Origin of the sequence: Pseudoalteromonas rubra (genome assembly GCF_005886805.2) — a bacterium.
In the GTDB taxonomy this organism is placed as follows: domain Bacteria; phylum Pseudomonadota; class Gammaproteobacteria; order Enterobacterales; family Alteromonadaceae; genus Pseudoalteromonas; species Pseudoalteromonas rubra_D.
On the sequence record NZ_CP045430.1, the window covers coordinates 1,044,041 to 1,062,150 of the forward strand.

An 18,110-nucleotide genomic window follows, 5' to 3' on the forward strand; every position below is an offset into this window, starting at 1 on the left:
AGCAGACACACTCATCAGCATGCCTTGCTTAGGCTTATTTAGCCAGCTCCTGACGCACAATTTCAGCGCCGGCACTAAGTGCATTCAGTTTGCCCCGGGCAATGTCACGGGCAAGCGGTGCCATACCACAATTGGTGCAGGGATAAAGCTTATCGGCATCCACATATCTCAGTGCTTCTCTGAGTGTTGCTGCGACTTCCTCAGGCGTTTCTATGGTATCCGTTGCCACATCAATGGCTCCCACCATGACTTTTTTGCCTCGAACCAGGGATAATAACTCAACAGGCACCCGCGAGTTGTGGCACTCCAGCGAGATAATGTCTATGTTCGACTTTTGCAGCTTAGGAAATACTTCCTCGTACTGACGCCACTCTGAACCCAGCGTTTTTTTCCAGTCAGTGTTGGCTTTAATACCGTAGCCATAGCAAATGTGTACCGCAGTTTCGCACTTAAGGCCTTCGATGGCCCGCTCCAGACAGGCAATGCCCCAGTCATTCACTTCATCAAAGAAGACATTAAAAGCCGGTTCATCAAACTGGATAATGTCGACACCGGCCGCTTCCAACTCTTTAGCTTCCTGATTCAATACCTTGGCGAACTCCCAGGCCAGCTTTTCGCGGCTCTTATAGTGAGCGTCGTATAAGGTATCCACCATGGTCATCGGACCGGGCAGTGCCCATTTGATAGGTTGATTGGTCTGCTGGCGTAAAAACCGAGCATCCTCAACAAAGACCGGCTTTTGACGACTGATCGGTCCAACCACAGTGGGTACACTGGCATCATAGCGGTCGCGAATTTTAACTGTTTTACGGTTTTCGAAATCCACACCGTCGAGGTGCTCAATAAAGGTGGTCACAAAGTGCTGACGGGTTTGCTCGCCATCGCTGACAATATCAATCCCTGCCAGTTGCTGCTCCAGCAACGACACTCGCAGTGCATCTTGTTTGCCGTCAACGAGCGCCTGATCTTCAAGTTTCCAGGGAGACCACAACACCTCAGGCTGTGCCAGCCATGAAGGTTTAGGTAAGCTACCAGCGGTGGACGTAGGTAAAAGTGTTTTCATAATATTTGCCGTTTATTCTCGTTAACTATCAGGCGTAGTTCGCCGACCACTGCTCAAGCACACTTTGGTAAGGTTTAATAAAGTGCTCATGGGCAAATTTACCCTGCTCCACCGCCAGTCTGCTGCGCTCCTCACGGTCATAAACGATTTGCGTCAGAGAATGGTCCAGGTTTTTCAGATTTGGCTGATAGCGCTGACCGGCAACCGCATTGGCGTTATAAATCTCAGGGCGATAGATCTTCTGGAACGTTTCCATGGTGCTGATAGTGCTGATCAATTCCAGGTTGGTGTAATCATTCAGCAAATCACCAAAGAAGTAGAATGCCAGCGGGGCCACACTATTAGGTGGCATAAAGTAGCGTACTTGCAGGCCCATTTTTTTAAAATATTGCTCAGTCAGCGACGACTCATTAGGCTCATACTCATAGCCCAGCACCGGATGCTGATTTTCAGTTCTTTGGTAGATTTTGCTGTCTGACACGCTCAGGCAGATAACCGGCAGTTTTTTAAAGTTTTGTTTATAGGCGCTTGAATTCACGAAATGTTTGAACAGTTTGCCGTGCAACTCCCCAAAGCCTTCAGGAATGCTAAACTGCGACTTACCTTTATTGTGGTCCAGCAATACCACACTGAAGTCATAGTCTCGTACATACGATGAGAAGTTATTACCGACTATGCCTTCGATGCGATCACCGGTTTTGTGATCGATGATGTTGGTTTTTAGCACTTCAATCGATGGGAAAGCCTCTTTGTTACCCGCCACGTCGATATCGACCGAGATGATTTCCAGCTCAATGGCATAGCGGTCACCGTTGGGGTTATCCCAGTTAGCCAGCGCATTGAAACGATTGTCTATCATCTTTAGTGCATTACGCAGGTTGGCCTGGCGGCTTTCCCCTCTGGCCAGGTTAGCAAAGTTAGTGGTGATCCGTGTGCTGTCTGACGGATGGTAGTTTTCATCAAAAATGATGCTTTTAACTGTAAAAGTAAACTCGTTATTCATGGCGTTCTGGTATCCAATATTCTGTGATTAACCCAAATGTACAATGTGCTCTTCCCGGTGCAGCGCATGCACTTAGCCATCGTTAAGCTAGCCTGGCGTTTGGAGCAATTACATTGTTACCCGGACAAGCACTTGAAGAAAAACGGTTTAATTTCACCTAAAACTTGAGTTGTATTCATGGTTGTTGCGAGAACCTGGCATTTTGCAGGGGGCTCATAGAAAAATGGCAACTAAAACACCCAGAAATAAAAACACCTAGCCATCCAGATGCTTAAATTGAATTTACTTCATGTAAAACGTGAGGAATATTCAAAGCTTATCTGAAAAGCCACAGACATTATCTTGATATACTCGCTCAGAACGTGGCGAACCGGTTACCAACAGACGAACCGTCGATATGCTCGCCACCCGTCTAACCCCATATAATATAATGAGAAAAACGGAATGAGTGACTTGTTGTTATTGATAGCATGCTGCGCCTTATTAGGCAGCGGTGTTGGTTTTCTGGCCGGGCTCCTTGGCATTGGTGGAGGGCTGGTTATTGTCCCGGTCCTGAGCAGTATTTTGCTGTATTTTGCGGTCCTGCCTGCGGAGCAGGTGATAGTTGCCGCCATCGCTACCTCTTTGGCCTCTATTCTGTTTACCTCAACTTCATCAGCCATCGCTCACCATAAAAATGGCAATGTGCCCTGGGAACTTGCCCCCTGGATTATGACCGGGGTTGCGCTGGGTGCGCTGATCAGTGGTTTTTTAGCCGCCATGTTGCCCGAGCAAATCGTGCGCTGGGTCTTCGCCGTCAGTGTGGTCTTGATCGCTCTCAAAATGTTTTTTGGCAGTAACAAATCCGCTTCAGACGAGCGTAGCATGCCAAATAAAGGACTGTTAACGGGGTTTACAACCATCACAGGCGGGCTCTCAGCTATGATTGGTATCGGTGGCGGTGCACTGCTGGTGCCCCTGCTGACGTTTTTCTCTATTGATATGAAAAAAGCCATTGGCTGTGCCTCAGCCTGCGGTATCGTGATTGCTCTATTTGGTTCTGTAGGTTACATCACATCGGGCAGTGCACAGTTTGCCTTATCAGATGGGTTTGCCGGGTTTGTGTATTTACCCGCCCTATTGGGCATCGTATGTACCTCGTGGTTTACCGCGCCGCTGGGGGCCAAGTCTGTGCAGCATTTGCCCGTTCCGACTATCAAGAAGCTATTCGCGGGCTTGCTGGTCTTGGTGGCTGGGAACATGATTGCCTTTTAGCCCAGGACAACAGGCAGCTGCTTGGCTGCCTGCAATTTTCTCACCTATTCAAATCAGAAAGGATTGATAGAACAAGGCCTGTCAGAGTATATGTAGCAAGGATTTTCGATGGTTTTGCTCGACATAGTGATAGAGTAGTCACCCGATAAATCAACATACAAAGATGCGCCTTCAATTTTTGTTGCTGATGAACTTAACCTGATGTATTGCCCAGCGGCTAAGCTCTTAAGTCTGTCCTTCACCGATACGCCCAGTTGACCAAATCTGTCGTCAGGAATCGCTTTGTCGAGTGAGAACAAAGAAGCACTCCAGCCATCGGTTTTGGTATTAAGATAACCATGGATTTTGCTGCTAATAATACCTTCAACTTTGTTATTAATGTAATTGCTGAGCAAAGGTACGCTAATACCAAAAATCCGGGAGTCGACATCAATGTTTAGATTAATCGGATTCACGTTAAGACCATAAGCCTGGCCTGTGACAAAGTCATACTTTGCCGTGACGACAATATTTTGCGCCGAAACACGCGCATATGCTTTCGCAATGAAAGACGGCACATTCTTGATGGTGTATTTTGCTTTGGCGTTAAACCCAAAACCGTTAACGTTTGCCAGGATCTCTCCATTACCATTTGCCGAGAGTTTAGTAGAGAGGTTCCCAGTCAAGTCCGTATTGGTATATCTGTGCTCTACCAAACCGGTGGCGTTGTTTCGCAGCTCCTGATCCAGCTTAGTATGCAACTCGCTCTTCAACTGGTTGCGCATCGCAACCTGTTTTGACAGAACACGGTAAACGGAATTATGTAAATCAGGCGACACCCGCACACATTTCGTTGAGTTACCCGCTTTGATCCAGACCCTTTGAACGGTCTCATATTGTACATAGCGGTCCATGTTCAGACCAATCATTAAGTCATCACATTCACCAGGCATAGATGCCTGCGCATTTGCAGCAAACAAACCACTCAATACCAGAGGTAAAACGAACTTAGTAACTTTCACACATTTCTCCTTAATTGTTTAATTGCAGTACAAGTTCACACAAACGGTACAATGTTAACGCGAAATTAACCAGTTAAATTGAGGTTACATTTAAATAATTTTTTTGTGACTGTAAAGCCAGCGGTACACTAATGGATTTTCTGCAACTTTGCCATTGTATTTCCTTACACATGATTCAAAGCCAAACATAGGAACTATTTCCATAACAATATCTTGCTCTTATTGAGGGATAAATAGATTAGGCGATCACTGCCAACATCATCTAACTTGTTTCACTAAAAAGCACATTGCAATTATTCTCATACGCGACACAGAATGAAACAACACAGTAATCATTCAAAAAGACTGACTAAACATGATGATCAATATTGTGAATATCAGAGAGACAACTTGCACATGAGGTGACTTTGCCGGATGAGTAGCGTTTAAAGGGTAGCAAAGCAATACCTTAACGAGTGATTAAACGGACTATCAGACATGACTCACCGCATTAGCAGCTCCCTTAGCTGCCAACATGTACTTCTTTGGACATTGTTTTGGCATTTAGCCATCGGATTCATCAGGTGATATGGCAACTCAGGTATTTGTTGAGTTGCCATATATATTCGCCCGACTATCAGAAATCGGGGAACAGGTTACACGCTGTATCGGCGTATATATAACAGGGGTTTTGGAATACCTTGTTACTCATACTGATGGAAAAGTCGCCGGACAGGTCAACATAGAACGACGCACCATCCATCTTTTGTACAGAAGAAGACATCTTGATGTACTTACCTGGCAGCAAGCTGGTCAGTCTGTTTTTCACAGACACGCCCAATGAACCAAATTTGTCATCCGGAATTGCCTTGTCCAGTGAGAACATAGCCTTACTCCAGCCGTTGGTCTTTGAATTCAGGTAGTCTTCAATCTTGTCGCGGATCACGCCTTCAACTCGGCTATTGATGAAATTACTCAGCACAGGGACACTGATACCAAAGATCCTGGAATCAACATCCACATCTAAATGGAGCGGATCAACTTTAAGGTCATAGGCCTCACCTTTCACAAAGTCATATTTTGCGTTAACAGAAATACGCTCAACCTTAACCGTTGCGTAGGCGCTCGCAATCATTGAAGGGACATTTTTCAGGGTATATTTTGCTTTGGCGTAAAACCCGAAGCCATTCACATTGGCGAGGATCTCACCATTGTGATTGGCCGTCAGGGTTGTAGACAGGCCACCTTTTAGTTCAAAGTTGGTGTATCTGTGTCTGAGTGAGCTGTTAATGCCATTTTTCAACTCCTCATCCAGCCTGGTTCTGAGTTCCGTCTCCAACTGGTTGCGCAGTGAGCGCTGTCGGGCAAGTACATCATAAACAGGATTGTGAAGATCTGGCGACATGCGTACGCACTTTGACTGACTACCAGCACTGATCCAGAGTCTTTGTACTTCTTCTGATTCATGATAGCGGTTCATTTGAGAAGTGATCATAAAATCATCACACTCTCCGGGCGCTGATGCCTTGGTATCAGTTACATAAGAGGCAGCAAGGCTACTAACGAGTAGAGGTAAAACGAACTTAACGACTTTCACTGTCATTCTCCTTATATCATTTGTGATTTGAGTTCGAAGAAATGGTACACAGCGAAAAATCGCGCAACAATTGAAAACAGGGACAAAAAAGCTCAAGTTTCATCAAGAAACATAAAATTAGCCATATCTTGTAACAGATTTTGCTTTCTTGTCACCGCATTTAAGCTTAACCCTATGATTTATAAGAATAGAAAAAGAAAATGTGAGACACTGCTGCATAGCGAAATAAATGCAGCAGCCAACCCTCAATTGTAATCTATGCCCTTGAAATCCGTTAAAACACCGAAGCAGTAGGCTGCTTTGCTGTCAGGGTAAAGCGCTGCGTTAACCCTAGGCGCTTATATTTAGCACGCATGGCTAGCTGCTTTTCGTTGTTTTTGCCGTACAAGCCATTGTGAAATCGCAGCTCTTGCTTGTGATCAACGCCAACAAATTTACCCATCACCACGATTTGATCAATTTCGCCCTGGTCGCCATGGTGTGCGGTTTGAGGTGACAGCATCAAACCTTCGATGTGCTTTTGAGTCTCTCCCTGGGTCATAAAAACCTGCGCCTGAATAGCTTTAAAAAGCGTATTATGAGCCTGTTTAAACTCCTCGACGGACAAATGGCCATTCTTATCGGTATCCGCCTTTGGGAAACTCGACGGGTCGATGGCCACTACCAGGTAGGCACCCGACTCGTCAAAGTTCAGTGTGCCCTGCTCGGCCACCATTAAATGTGCATGGGCTGCGCTGATTAATGAAAGGCCAACAGCCATCAGTAACCCTGTGATGAAATTGTGCATGCTTAAACCTCCGGTGACTACAGCTGACCTTTGACACAACGCTGAAAATACGGGTAAGTATCGGTGGCATAGTAATGATAGATCCCCTGAGGGAACTCAGGTGTTACGCCATAACGGCCATTACATTCATCCAGGTCACCACTGCCTGCAACGTATTCCCAATCCTGTGCAAACGTCCCTAAGGCGTAAACTGATGTGGCTGGCCGACTACTGCTGACGTTTTGTACCAGCTGATAGCTGCCCGTCATCACCTTTAACGCCGACCCAGCGTCCTGTGCATCGCTGTAACCGTAGCGGGCATAAATGGGAAAGCCGTCAGCCGCCCAGCCAATCAAGGTCATACTGGACTCTGAACCACCACGCATCGCAATAAACCCTTCCGGCATTCCGTGATAATGATATGAACCATTAGGCTGAACATGGGCATTGTTATCATCGGTGCCAAAGTCAAAGCTCGTCTGACCAAGCGCTTCTATGTGCCAGTTGCCTGTGTTACCAACCAAGCTACAACTATTGCCCGAGTCGTCACAGGAACCCGCAGTATTCGCATCAATCTTAACGCCATTCAACACATAACCCGTTGCCCCTCTCGGCCCTCCCAGTGTTGATACCGTGTCAGTCTGTTCAGGGGTAAGGGTATAACTGATGGACACCGCCGTTTCACTGATAGTATTGGGGTTCCCCGGGTTGGGAAAAGTGCCTGTCTGATGATCAGGAATGCCGTTCGCAGTGAGTTGCCGGGTGGTACCTGTGCAACTCCAGTCAGCATTACTGGTCATTTGCACCGACGCAGAGTCATTAAACTCATTATAAAAGTAATCACACAGTACCCCATCGGTCGACCCCGCCGTTAGCGCAATACCTGTATCTGTATTCAATTCGGGATCTTCTGACGCTGAATTATCAGAGCCGGTGTCATTGTCACTCGTATTATCTGTCGTACTATCGCTCACTGTTACTGAGCCAGAACTGCTGCCACTGACCTCACCGCTTGGTGAACTCGACTGCGCCTGAGTACTGTTATCATCCCCAGATCCTGAGCCACCGCATGCGGACAACACCAACACTGATACCCACACTGCCAACAACGACCTTTTATGCACTGTATTCATACTAATCACTCCCACAGAGCTGAACACCTGATAGCTTTGCTGCTATCTCTGATCTCACTATATGAGTGGATTGTGCAAACACCGCGCAAAGAAAGTGCAAATACTGTGCAAGGTAAAAATACTGCACTGCCAACCAGAAGCCGATTCACCAAAGCAACAACGAGAGCCCAGAAGATGAGAAGTTGTGCTTAACCCCTATATCTGAATGTTTCGCTCAGTGCCGCATATCGAGTAGTTGTTTCACCTGATATTTCCATCACTTCCTCTGAGCGTTGGCGCTACCACCTACTTAAACTCTCAATAAATGAAAAATGACTAATCAACTAAATAGGTACTATTATGCCAAACGAAAAAATCAGATCTATCAAGCAAAATACCTGGTTACATGCCGGCGGAGGTCCCTCAGCAGGGGGCGTGTGTTATGGAATGTGCAACTACATTGAGTCCAAAGATGGCCCCTGGTTTCAGGCCAACAACTATGCAAACGCCGTAAAAAAAGCCAGAGATTTCACAGCCATCACAGCAATGATGAACTTCGCAAAAAGTCAGCAAGTGCGTAATTCTCCTTTTCACATCAGTGACGGCATTGAAAATGGCGAACTGGCGTTCAATCGGTTATATCGCATGACAATATGGGTTGGAAAGACGAGTGTACCCAAGCCAAAGCGAGCAAGAAACCATGAGTTAATCGTATGTACCGGGTCAAATCACGACGAGATAGTCTATTTCGACCCTAACTTTGGTTTCTTTCATCCGAGCGAAGCAGGGAAAAACAACAGAGAAGCATTAGAGTACTGTATTGCCCGCATGTATGCCGACAATAACAGCGACGTTGATCTGTTTGGATACACAAATATCAGGGCTCTGAACAAAAAATCTCCACAGGGGTACCCAGCAGGATAAGCACCGATTCAATCAGAGCAGTTGATATTACTGTAGTACTTTAATAGCGTCATAACCAATCAGGTGGATGATAAACGGGAGCCTCATTCATAAGGCTCCCGCCTTGTACGCGATGAATGTAATATCGGGTTTGCAGAGCACCAGCCAGCACCGACCTTTGAGCTGATAAAATCACACTTATCACCCCCAATAGAGCAAAACATGCGGTAAGACAAAATGTTAGAGTAACTTCTCCATGAACAGTAACGACTGGCCATGATATTCACCCCGATCAAACTGATTATATCCCTGCTTTTGATAAATATGGATCCCACGGGCATTTTCACTAAACACATCCAGCCAAATACGTTTACGTCCAAGCACGTCGATGCAGTATTGTTCCATGCTGTTCATTGCGTGTTGACCAATCCCACGGCCTTTTTCACTAACCACAATTCTGCGAAACTCGACACTGGAAGTACCATCCAGAGAAAGAATGATAAAGCCAACCAGAACTTGGCTATGGTAGATAGATAAATAAATTACCTGGGCTTGTGCCATCGCGACAAGGTGTTGCTCTGCGCTATAGGGAAGAATAAAACCTGCGGTATCACTCGCACTTTCCATCTCCACAAAACGCTCAACCTCTACAATTTTTGATTCTTTTAATTCGATCACTAGACTTGCCTTAAAATGACCCCATACCTGAGTCTCTATCTGTTTGTATATTCACGGGCAGCGGGTTTAACCACTGTCAGCTACTTTAACAGGATAAGACTCAACTGTACCAGGCGTTATGCAGACGTTTCCTGGCTGTGTGGAGACCACGAAATGCACTGTATTTGCGGCACCCAGATATACCCTTGCTTGTCGCAGCCATAGGTCATCCCCTTGGCACTAATCTGGTACAGCCCGGCAATATACAAACAAAATATGGCATCCAGTGCGTCTTAATTACTTTTGAGCGCTTGCCCGCTCAACGAGTCAATATGGGCCTCAGTCAAAATATAGGAGAACCGCTCTGGTATCTGGAGTGCCAAAACCTTTGAGGAAGCGAGCTGTGCAATTAAACTGGCCAACGCAATCTGACCAGCTTTTCGCGTGGTCACATCCCCTTTTTTATAAAGCAGCCTTTCGGGCAACTCAAAACACTCAATCATCGCAGGGTGCGGATAACACTCAATTTGCCATTGTGAGTCAGCCAAATGCCCAAACCCAAGTTCCTGCAATGCCATAGAGAGTACAACACTTGACGCAGCAGGGTATAAGGTGGTGTTTGATGTATGACAAGACGCTTTTCGCGAGCCATAGTCCCTGCTAAGTTGCTTTTCACACTCCCGCTGGCCAGTCTGATTTTCAATGATCAACGGCGCATCAATCGCTATGCCAGTAAGCGAAGGTTCGTTCGCGATGAACGCCATTACATCAGTGATCCCAAACAGTGTGGACTCCAAGGCTTCCAGAGACAATACACCTCGCTCCAATTGTCCGATTGCCGCCGCGGATGGATTCTTTTCACTATGCCAGGCCAGATCGAGTCCCATCAACTTCATGATATTCTCCTTTGCACTTTGTTATTTTTATTAGCCATGTTTTACCTGTTTCACCGTACCTCAGTGGCCAGTTTTAGTAAATGTGCACTGAAGTTCAGGCCACGCCGCTTTGCATCCGTCAGGTTAACGCGAAAACTGAGATTATTGGCATCGGCTATCAGACCTATCATGGCCCCCTGACGAAACCCTTCGCTGGTATCGGCCACCACTAACACCGGAGACTGTTCCAGATCTTCCAGCCAGTATTGGGTTTGTTGGCGGTTTTGCTGGCTTAAAAACAGAATATCGCATTGCGATACTTGCGCATTGTCGGGCAACTCAATGACTTCCGTGTCATCATCCACTTCCTGCTCGTGCAGCAAAGAATTAATGGCCTTAAAGAGATCGGGGTTTCCGACCACACAAAAGCTCAGTTTATCGGGCGGAGGCGGCGGCCATTTACTAAACTGACTAAAACGATATAAAAACGCCGCCTTAAGCTCGTTTTCACTCAGGTTCTGAGCCTTTCCCTCAGACCAGAACAATAAAAAAAATACCGCAACAAGCAGCTTAATCATTGTTCCAGCTCCAGTTAACCGACAAGTGCACCTGACGACGACGTTGCAGATAAGGCACAAACCCGTCGTCGGTAATATCGAGTATTTCTTTGTCGGTAATATTCCTGACGCCCAGAGCAACGAATAAGTCCTCCTCGTTTTGCCAGTTTACACTGACATCATGACTGGCAAAGCCCGGTAAATGACTGTCAAAGGTTCTTCTTTTACTGACGGCATAAGAATTCAAACTCAGCGTAAAGCCTGAACGACCAAGCGGTAAGCTAAAACGCACCTTACCGATAAACTCCGGCGAGTTGGCAATACCAAATCCACCTTTTAGTCGCGAGCGCTGAATAGCTGTGCTGGCGATCAGTGACATACCGTTGGCCCAGCGTTTGTCCGCGCCAAACTCAAAGCCATGACTACGAATAGGTGGCGGATTAAAGTAGATTGGCCGGAAGAAATCCTGATGGATGAGGTTGTCTATGTTGGCGTAGTACAGCGTACTAAACGACGACAGCGAATCACTCCATCGCTGTACCAGGCTGATTTCATTATAATCAATGGTTTCATTGTTTGGATTAGGCTCATTGAATACGTTGTTCGCATTTCGTTCGAGGAAGTTTGCAACTCTGAACGCCCGGCTATGGCGCAGTAACAAGTGGTGGCCTTCTGTGACACTGTATTTGGCAGTAAAACTGGGTGACCATCTGGCTGAACTAAAGTCAGAATTATCATACCTCAGCGCCCACTGAAATTTGAACTTAGGGGTAATACGCCACAAGTCCTGAACATACACACCATAGCGATTTTCATTGCTTTTTTGCTCAAAATTAAACTGCGTGGGTAGGCTGGAGCGGGAGCTAAACTCCTGCCGGTGGTCTTTTTGAAAGTCTATTCCCACCATAAATTCGTGATTTTCGACCCCCAAAAACACCAACTGACCATCTACATTGCTCCAGCGCCCCGAATTCATTGGGCGGACAAATTCAAGCCCGCCATCAGGCAAGATAAGCGGAAAGTTACGGATCAGATCATTACCATGGGTCGAGATATGAAAATACGCCTCTATGTCATCCGAGATGGTGTCATCAAAGGTCAGCGCCACAAAATAGGCTTCATTATCGAGCGTCTCAAGCTCCGGCGTCGTATTCACCGGCGCTCCCGAGCGCAGTACACTAAACCCATCAGGGAAACTGCGTTGGCGCCGAGAAACTGCTGCCTGAAACTGAAAACTGCCACTTTGATGGCTGAACATGGCTCTGCTGCTACTTTCTTTGTTCAAATGTTGCCAGGCCAGCAGTTCGGGCGGCGCGCCCGGTACAGGAAAGTCGATAGAGCGTAACTTAGAGCCGCTCAAAGAAAGCCAGCTATCCGCGCCGCCTTGTGAACGAAACCCGGCGGTTATCCGGCCATGCTGTGTTTCATCGTTGGTTGCAGAGAACGCGGTGTTCAGGCCACGTAGTTTGCTGCTGGTCTTAGTGACTATATTAATGACTCCAAGCAGCGCGTTATTCCCATACAAAGCCGCAGATGCACCTGGGCTATACTCCACCCGCTCAATCAGTCCCACATCGACAAAATTTTCGTAGCCTATGAGCCCGGCATCTAATAGGTTTTCGTTCATTCTGGTGCCATCCAGCAAAAACAAAAAACGCGAATTAAAGTCCCCGGGCCGACCTATTCCCCTTGCGCCCAGGTAAATGAATGAGCTGTTATCCCGGGTCGTGATCCCAACAAACATAGCCAGAATATCTGCCAGTGATTGCAGGTTAAACTGCCTGATGTCCTTGTCGGTGACCACATGAGTCACAGCCATGCTGTCACTGCTGGAGCGTTCAATTCTGGAACCCGCAGAAATTTGCGTATTACTGGGTAACTGATTGAGCTGCTGACTCAGTAAATCTTCCAGATCGGGCAGCGGGTCGTTTTGAGCCAATACGTTAGCTGAGAGCAAGTAAATGAACCCGGCGATAAGATACAGCTGCTTCATACGGGTGCCTGTTTGCTAAATACCTTAAAGTTATTTTTTCCTGCGCGCTTGGCTGCATACATAGCATCGTCGGCGCAATTGAGCAGATCCATAGGCGCGTCAGCATCCAGCGGCGTATAAGCAAGACCAATACTAATACCGATTGGCATCACAGTGTCTTTAACCATGATAGGCCGATTAATAATAGTCACTATCCGTGCGGCCAGCTTCTCGGCATTCTCCGTTGATTCAATGCTGGGCAGCAATAACGCAAATTCGTCACCGCCCAGTCGACAGAGCAGATCATCGCTGCGGATCATGGCGCTGATCCGATTTCCAACCTCAATCAAGGTTTCATCACCCGCATCATGACCATAGTTGTCGTTGACGAACTTAAAGTTATCCAGGTCAATGAACATCAGACAACTAAGCGGCCTGGGATTACATCCCTCGCATGTTATTTCTTTGAGTAACTGATTCAGGGCAACCCGGTTTGGTAAATTGGTGAGCGGATCGGTGCGTACCATTTGTTTGAGTTGCTGACCCTGGGCCTGCTCCTGCTCCAATTGTTGCTTCAGCTCCGCCTGAGAAATGTCCACACGCTTGAGTAACTCATTGAAGCTACGCGTTAGAATACCTATTTCATCATCCCGGATCACATTGGCGCGCAACTGAAAATTGTGCTCACTGGACACTCGCTGAGCCAACTCCGACAAAGTGATCAGGGGCATCAGAGCCTGACGCTGCACACGTGCCAACAAATACACAGACCCAGTGAACAAAGCGGCGATCAGTAACGCCAGCATAAGCACCAACTGCAAATACCAATACATCATGCCGGTTAAGTCGAGCACCATGATCAGGTCACCTTCAAGTTTGCCCTTGATTGACACCGGGTAATATAAGCGCATTCGCACGCCTTCGTATTCGCGCTGGGATTCAGTACCAACTTGTTGATATAAAGAAGAAGACGGCACAAAACTGGGCTTGGCATACTCACTGAACACTTCACCTTTGGCATTGCGCAAAGACACAAACAGCACATCTTTATTGATCCCGACTAACTCAAGCTCTTTGCTGGCAGTTTCTGCGTCATTAAAAACCAGCATAGGCACCACGTTATGCGCCAGCTGAGCAAGGTTAATTTCTGCGGTTTCAGCCTGACGGTCGCGAACCACAAACCACAGTAATATCGAGGTTAGCGAAAAGACCAATAGCATACTGCTTGCCATCACCGACAAGTTAAGCTGAGTTAATCTCTTCACAAGAGACATAGAAGGTAACGGCTCGCTCAAGTGCCCCCCAACAAACCAGATGACTGTATTGTCTTAATAAATATAGAAGAGAGCTGTTCAAAAAACAGTAAGTAGCAGGTAATTAGAGAAACTTATTGAGTTTATCGCAATGAAATTGACGCACGAACACGGCATCATCTCCCTGAGTCATCGCAATAACTTAGAGGCACTTGGTCACTTGATACTCTTTTAGTAATGCGGATAAGGTTTGCTGCGATCGATAGCCCTGAGTGTAAAACACCAGTTCACCTTGATGATTAAAGATCAATGTCATCGGAACTGGCGGGTTTGCCCCTAACGCCTGAATCAACTCACGACTGCTCAAAAAGGCGGGGAATTCATTGTGCTTTCGCTTGAGTGCGCGACGCAAATCACGGCGATTACCGTTCACCCCCATCATCACGGGCTGAACGTCAGCACAGGACTCGATCAGGTTGCTCAGTGCGACGTGCTGCTTTTCACACCAGCGACAGTTTGGCATAAAAAAGGACATCAGCACTGGCGCACCAGTAAACGGGGCCAGCGTTTGCTGCTCGCCATAGGCAGCGTCATCAAGACGCTGCATAGTCTGCGTATAAAAGTCAGTCGCCTGACTCTTAGATACCAGGCAGGTAGCCAGCAACATGACCACCCATTTAAAACTCATAGGTGAGTCCAAGGTAAGCCTGCCTGCCTCTTAGTGGGCCATGAATATATACCACATCATAACCCCCTTCAGCATCGTACATCAGCGGACTGCCCATATCTTCAGCCTGATTATAATCAAACAGATTGCTGGCACCGGCATAGAGGCTTAGAAATTCTGAAAGCGGCTTAACCACTTTTAAATCAACCGTGACATAACTCTCAACTGTGGTTGGTTTGGCAAACTCACCATTGGCATCGTTAAAGCCTTCATAACCATAATCTGTCAGATCTCGACTCGCCACCCAGATTGCACTGGTTATGATTTCCCAATCATTAATATGTAAGTCGGTGCTGAGCGTCGCGCGCTTTTCAATCGGTGCAATCCCAAAGGACGCTTTGAATGTTTCATCATAATGATATTGCTCAGCGATTGCGGACACAGTCAGAGTATCCGAAACCTGCCAGTTTGCCGAAATATCGACAGCGGTCACTGCGGCAGTTTCTGTCAGCTGAGTAAGCACCGGCGTGCCTGAATCGGTATGGGACAAAGTGGCCAGGTGCTCCACTTTGGTATGTGCGGCTGAGGCTGTGACAGTCAGCATTTCTGCCTCATAGCTGAGCGAGTAAGTAGCTGATTTTGAGCGCTCGGGTTCACTGACCTCTACCTGAAAGCCTTTGCCGGAATCCAGTATGCCGTGGTCACTTTCAAAGAAGGATAAAGGCGCACGATAACCCTGACCCAACGACAAACGTGAGGTAAAAGTGTCATTGTGGAAGTAACGCATGTCGACCCTGGGCGACAGAATGGTTTTGTCTATTTCAATGCCTGGTTTTTGCGGATCTACAAAGTCGGCCTGGATCTGATCCAGACGTAACGCAGCAGAGACTTCAATTGACTCGTTTGGTAACCAGGTATCCTGTATATAAAGTCCCGTTGTATCGTAATCAAAACTATCGGATACATAATTTGCTGCACTTTCCAGCGCAGCAGACGAAGAACGCATCTTCTCATCTCGCTTATCCGCACCAAAGGTAAGCAGATGCTGAGCATTCAGATCATAGTTAAAGCGCACCGAATAATAGTACATAGTGTCTTCAGCATAGTAATCTGTGCTTTCGTAGAACGAATCCTGAATATGATCCACGTATGCCAAGCTTGACGTCACATTCAGACGGGATGAAATTTCGTGTAACCAGCTGAGACTGGCTTCTTCGCGCTCTGTTTTAACCCATTCTGCAGTTTCCCAGGCATTGCCGATGTAGCGATTTCTCACATCATCATTCACAAATAAGGAATCAGCTTCGCCCTGACTGACACTGGCCAAAGTGGCAGAAATACTGGTTGCCGTATCACCCAGAACCGGACCACCAAACACTTCTGATTGGGTTTGATTCAGCCGCACACGGATATTGTCTGAATAACCAATATCATGAGATACCATTAACGTCAGTGACTGATTGGTCAGGGCCGGGTTTTCGCTTACACCGTTGCCGTCGCCATCAAACTGGTCTTTGTTATCATACTGACCAATCAGAGTTGCACGGGTATTGCCGTCTGTACTAATGCCACTTGCCAGCGCAGAGATCAGCTTATATCCATCGCTACCCGTCGCCATATCCAGTTCAATTTTATCTTCGCTGGGCTCCGCCGTTACCAGGTTAACCGTACCACCAATGGCTTCCGGCGCAGTGAGTGATGCACCGGCACCACGGGCAATTTCAATACGCCCAATGCCGGACGCAGCCACTGAGTCCATGCCGTAAAAACCAGAAATCATAGTATGCATGGGGATGCCATCAACCAATACATTGGTGTGCTCCCCTTTAAGTCCATTGATCATGATCCGCTTTGCGCCACACATAGCACATTCATTAGACACGCGAATGCCAATGGCATTTTGGATTGCATCTGCCAGGCTGGAAGACTGGGTGTTTTTTATATACTCGTTTGAGAGTAGCTCCGTTTTGGCAATATCGTCTTTTAAGGCACCCGATTTGATCAGACGTGAGCGCACCCCTTGTACTTCAATTTTTTCTACTGACTTTTCCACCCCGGTTGCAGGCGCAGATGCAGCTGACGCAATAACCGTCAGCGTTGACAAAAGCAATGACATGTTTGTGAGATCCTAGTTCTTATCTTAGTTACAACACCAAAAATGTTATAATATAACATTTCAACAATCATCAAATTGGGGTTAATTACTAAAAACGTAAGACGAAGTGAATAATTTAGTCAGATAACCGGCGCAGAACTGCCACAAAAACCGTGCACACTTAGGCTGATTTTTACCATTAAGCCCCTTGCCAAACTCTATCTCAGCCGATTTAATAACTTCAGCCCTGTTCAAAATCGCAGCGGCAAACATGGTTCATTTAAGGAGAATTGACATGTCAGAACCCACTCACATTGATCTGGTTGAGGCTTATATTCACGCCTACAACGCCTTTGATATCGCCGCTATGCTGGCACTGTTAGATGAACAGATCGTGTTTGAAAACGAATCAAATGGCGAGATCACCGCCAGCGCACATGGTAAAGTGGCGTTTGAGCAACTCGCTGTAAAAGGAGCTGCGTTATTCGAAACCCGCCAACAGACAATCATAGAATTAGCACTCGAAGAGCACGCAGCCACAGCCTACATTCAATACCAGGCAACGCTTGCAGTGGATCTGCCGAATGGCTTAAGTGCCGGAGATACGTTCCAGCTTGAGGGTGAAACCCGGTTCCGCTTCCACAACAACAAAATAAGTTACATTAAAGACGTGAGCTGAGGTACGATCAGCGAGAATAGTTTTTGAGCTCAAAAGGAGAAATTGCATGACCATTGAACACTATATGGCATTGTTTATCGCAATGTTTGTTGTCGCCATCATACCCGGACCTGCCGTATTCGCCATTACATCGGCCTCCGTTGCCAGTGGATACAAACGAGGCATATGTATGACTGCGGGCCTGCTGCTGGCCGATTATGTGTTCATTTTACTTGCAATTTCTGGCCTGGCGGTCGTTGCCGAGGTGTTGGGTGGCGCTTTTGTTATCATCAAATATCTCTGTGCCGCTTACTTGATCTGGATGGGCATCTCCTTGCTACTGTCAAAGCCCGGTACTTCGGCCTCAGACACGGCAACACATAGCACCCAATCGGCCGTACTGAGTGGTTTTTTGCTGACGCTGAGTAACCCAAAAGCCATTGTTTTTTATGTTGCTTTGTTTCCTACCTTTGTCGCCATAGAAAGTATGACCGCTACGGACATTTTAGGGATCATGGCATGTGCAACGCTGGCATTTGGCTCAGTTAATCTGGGATATGTTTATCTGGGCAATCAGGCCAGAAAGCTCATATCGACACCACGACGACTGACCATGCTCAACCGCTGTGCCGGCTCGGTATTAGCAGCATCGGGCGTGACGGTTGCCGTTCGCTGATCTTATCGGCAAAGACCACACT

Annotated in this window: 17 protein-coding genes; 4 read left to right on the plus strand and 13 right to left on the minus strand. The window is 47.0% G+C overall.

What is annotated here, in order from left to right; all coding sequences use genetic code 11:
- Window positions 1-34: 34 nt before the first annotated feature.
- Window positions 35-1,063: a methionine synthase gene (locus CWC22_RS23110; protein ID WP_138537137.1), complete on the minus strand. Its 1,029-nt coding sequence runs from the start codon at window positions 1,061-1,063 to the stop codon at window positions 35-37.
- Window positions 1,064-1,091: 28 nt separating this feature from the next.
- On the minus strand, window positions 1,092-2,066 hold the full coding sequence (locus CWC22_RS23115) for a DUF1852 domain-containing protein (protein ID WP_138537135.1): 975 nt from the start codon (window positions 2,064-2,066) through the stop codon (window positions 1,092-1,094).
- Window positions 2,067-2,510: 444 nt separating this feature from the next.
- Between CWC22_RS23115 and CWC22_RS23120 the strand changes: the two genes are divergently transcribed.
- Window positions 2,511-3,320, plus strand: coding sequence for a sulfite exporter TauE/SafE family protein (locus CWC22_RS23120; RefSeq protein WP_125560524.1), 810 nt, complete (start codon window positions 2,511-2,513; stop codon window positions 3,318-3,320).
- 53 nt (window positions 3,321-3,373) lie between these two features.
- On the opposite strand, the gene CWC22_RS23125 is transcribed toward CWC22_RS23120, so the two are convergent.
- The 4 genes from CWC22_RS23125 to CWC22_RS23140 all read right to left on the minus strand — a co-directional run bounded on the left by CWC22_RS23125 (window position 3,374) and on the right by CWC22_RS23140 (window position 7,796).
- Window positions 3,374-4,321, minus strand: a complete 948-nt coding sequence (locus CWC22_RS23125; protein ID WP_125560522.1) for a hypothetical protein — start codon at window positions 4,319-4,321, stop codon at window positions 3,374-3,376.
- Window positions 4,322-4,937: 616 nt separating this feature from the next.
- Window positions 4,938-5,897, minus strand: a complete 960-nt coding sequence (locus tag CWC22_RS23130; protein WP_138537133.1) for a hypothetical protein — start codon at window positions 5,895-5,897, stop codon at window positions 4,938-4,940.
- A 274-nt stretch (window positions 5,898-6,171) separates the two neighbouring features.
- Window positions 6,172-6,684 carry a hypothetical protein gene (locus CWC22_RS23135; protein ID WP_138537131.1) on the minus strand — a complete coding sequence of 171 codons (513 nt, stop codon included), beginning with the start codon at window positions 6,682-6,684 and terminating at the stop codon, window positions 6,172-6,174.
- Between the two features lie 17 nt (window positions 6,685-6,701).
- Complete coding sequence (locus CWC22_RS23140) at window positions 6,702-7,796, minus strand: YHYH protein (protein WP_138537129.1); 1,095 nt, start codon at window positions 7,794-7,796, stop codon at window positions 6,702-6,704.
- A gap of 339 nt (window positions 7,797-8,135) precedes the next feature.
- Between CWC22_RS23140 and CWC22_RS23145 the strand changes: the two genes are divergently transcribed.
- A complete protein-coding gene (locus tag CWC22_RS23145; protein WP_138537127.1) occupies window positions 8,136-8,699 on the plus strand; it encodes a hypothetical protein in 564 nt (187 codons plus the stop codon).
- A gap of 219 nt (window positions 8,700-8,918) precedes the next feature.
- On the opposite strand, the gene CWC22_RS23150 is transcribed toward CWC22_RS23145, so the two are convergent.
- The 7 genes from CWC22_RS23150 to CWC22_RS23180 form a co-directional block, all read right to left on the minus strand.
- Entirely contained in the window at window positions 8,919-9,356 is a 438-nt protein-coding gene (locus tag CWC22_RS23150) for a GNAT family N-acetyltransferase (protein WP_138537125.1), read from the minus strand.
- A 272-nt stretch (window positions 9,357-9,628) separates the two neighbouring features.
- Window positions 9,629-10,231, minus strand: coding sequence for a DUF429 domain-containing protein (locus CWC22_RS23155; protein ID WP_230090672.1), 603 nt, complete (start codon window positions 10,229-10,231; stop codon window positions 9,629-9,631).
- A 50-nt stretch (window positions 10,232-10,281) separates the two neighbouring features.
- Window positions 10,282-10,788 (minus strand): YfiR family protein, encoded by a 507-nt coding sequence (locus CWC22_RS23160; RefSeq protein ID WP_125560508.1) that lies wholly within the window; start codon window positions 10,786-10,788, stop codon window positions 10,282-10,284.
- Window positions 10,781-12,760 carry a TonB-dependent receptor plug domain-containing protein gene (locus tag CWC22_RS23165; RefSeq protein WP_138537123.1) on the minus strand — a complete coding sequence of 660 codons (1,980 nt, stop codon included), beginning with the start codon at window positions 12,758-12,760 and terminating at the stop codon, window positions 10,781-10,783. Before CWC22_RS23165 ends, CWC22_RS23160 begins: the two co-directional genes overlap by 8 nt.
- Window positions 12,757-14,013, minus strand: a complete 1,257-nt coding sequence (locus tag CWC22_RS23170) for a sensor domain-containing diguanylate cyclase (RefSeq protein WP_171045010.1) — start codon at window positions 14,011-14,013, stop codon at window positions 12,757-12,759. Before CWC22_RS23170 ends, CWC22_RS23165 begins: the two co-directional genes overlap by 4 nt.
- 181 nt (window positions 14,014-14,194) lie before the next feature.
- A complete protein-coding gene (locus tag CWC22_RS23175; RefSeq protein ID WP_138537119.1) occupies window positions 14,195-14,680 on the minus strand; it encodes a TlpA family protein disulfide reductase in 486 nt (161 codons plus the stop codon).
- Window positions 14,670-16,775, minus strand: a complete 2,106-nt coding sequence (locus tag CWC22_RS23180) for a TonB-dependent receptor plug domain-containing protein (RefSeq protein WP_138537117.1) — start codon at window positions 16,773-16,775, stop codon at window positions 14,670-14,672. The genes CWC22_RS23175 and CWC22_RS23180 overlap by 11 nt, the downstream gene beginning before the upstream one ends.
- A gap of 274 nt (window positions 16,776-17,049) precedes the next feature.
- Here CWC22_RS23180 and CWC22_RS23185 point away from each other — a divergent pair, with 274 nt between their 5' ends.
- Window positions 17,050-17,433: a nuclear transport factor 2 family protein gene (locus CWC22_RS23185; RefSeq protein ID WP_138537115.1), complete on the plus strand. Its 384-nt coding sequence runs from the start codon at window positions 17,050-17,052 to the stop codon at window positions 17,431-17,433.
- A gap of 46 nt (window positions 17,434-17,479) precedes the next feature.
- On the plus strand, window positions 17,480-18,088 hold the full coding sequence (locus tag CWC22_RS23190) for a LysE family translocator (protein WP_138537113.1): 609 nt from the start codon (window positions 17,480-17,482) through the stop codon (window positions 18,086-18,088).
- The last annotated feature ends 22 nt before the right edge of the window (window positions 18,089-18,110 follow it).

What these genes read in the sequence shown, in the direction of transcription:
- CWC22_RS23115 (WP_138537135.1), bottom strand. Translation starts at nt 2,066, where the DNA reads ATGAATAACGAGTTTACTTTTACAGTTAAAAGCATCATTTTTGATGAA.
- CWC22_RS23180 (WP_138537117.1), bottom strand. Translation starts at nt 16,775, where the DNA reads ATGTCATTGCTTTTGTCAACGCTGACGGTTATTGCGTCAGCTGCATCT.
- CWC22_RS23135 (WP_138537131.1), bottom strand. Translation starts at nt 6,684, where the DNA reads ATGCACAATTTCATCACAGGGTTACTGATGGCTGTTGGCCTTTCATTA.
- CWC22_RS23175 (WP_138537119.1), bottom strand. Translation starts at nt 14,680, where the DNA reads ATGAGTTTTAAATGGGTGGTCATGTTGCTGGCTACCTGCCTGGTATCT.
- CWC22_RS23155 (WP_230090672.1), bottom strand. Translation starts at nt 10,231, where the DNA reads ATGAAGTTGATGGGACTCGATCTGGCCTGGCATAGTGAAAAGAATCCA.
- CWC22_RS23145 (WP_138537127.1), top strand. Translation starts at nt 8,136, where the DNA reads ATGCCAAACGAAAAAATCAGATCTATCAAGCAAAATACCTGGTTACAT.
- CWC22_RS23190 (WP_138537113.1), top strand. Translation starts at nt 17,480, where the DNA reads ATGACCATTGAACACTATATGGCATTGTTTATCGCAATGTTTGTTGTC.
- CWC22_RS23160 (WP_125560508.1), bottom strand. Translation starts at nt 10,788, where the DNA reads ATGATTAAGCTGCTTGTTGCGGTATTTTTTTTATTGTTCTGGTCTGAG.
- CWC22_RS23140 (WP_138537129.1), bottom strand. Translation starts at nt 7,796, where the DNA reads ATGAATACAGTGCATAAAAGGTCGTTGTTGGCAGTGTGGGTATCAGTG.
- CWC22_RS23170 (WP_171045010.1), bottom strand. Translation starts at nt 14,013, where the DNA reads ATGTCTCTTGTGAAGAGATTAACTCAGCTTAACTTGTCGGTGATGGCA.
- CWC22_RS23165 (WP_138537123.1), bottom strand. Translation starts at nt 12,760, where the DNA reads ATGAAGCAGCTGTATCTTATCGCCGGGTTCATTTACTTGCTCTCAGCT.
- CWC22_RS23185 (WP_138537115.1), top strand. Translation starts at nt 17,050, where the DNA reads ATGTCAGAACCCACTCACATTGATCTGGTTGAGGCTTATATTCACGCC.
- CWC22_RS23110 (WP_138537137.1), bottom strand. Translation starts at nt 1,063, where the DNA reads ATGAAAACACTTTTACCTACGTCCACCGCTGGTAGCTTACCTAAACCT.
- CWC22_RS23120 (WP_125560524.1), top strand. Translation starts at nt 2,511, where the DNA reads ATGAGTGACTTGTTGTTATTGATAGCATGCTGCGCCTTATTAGGCAGC.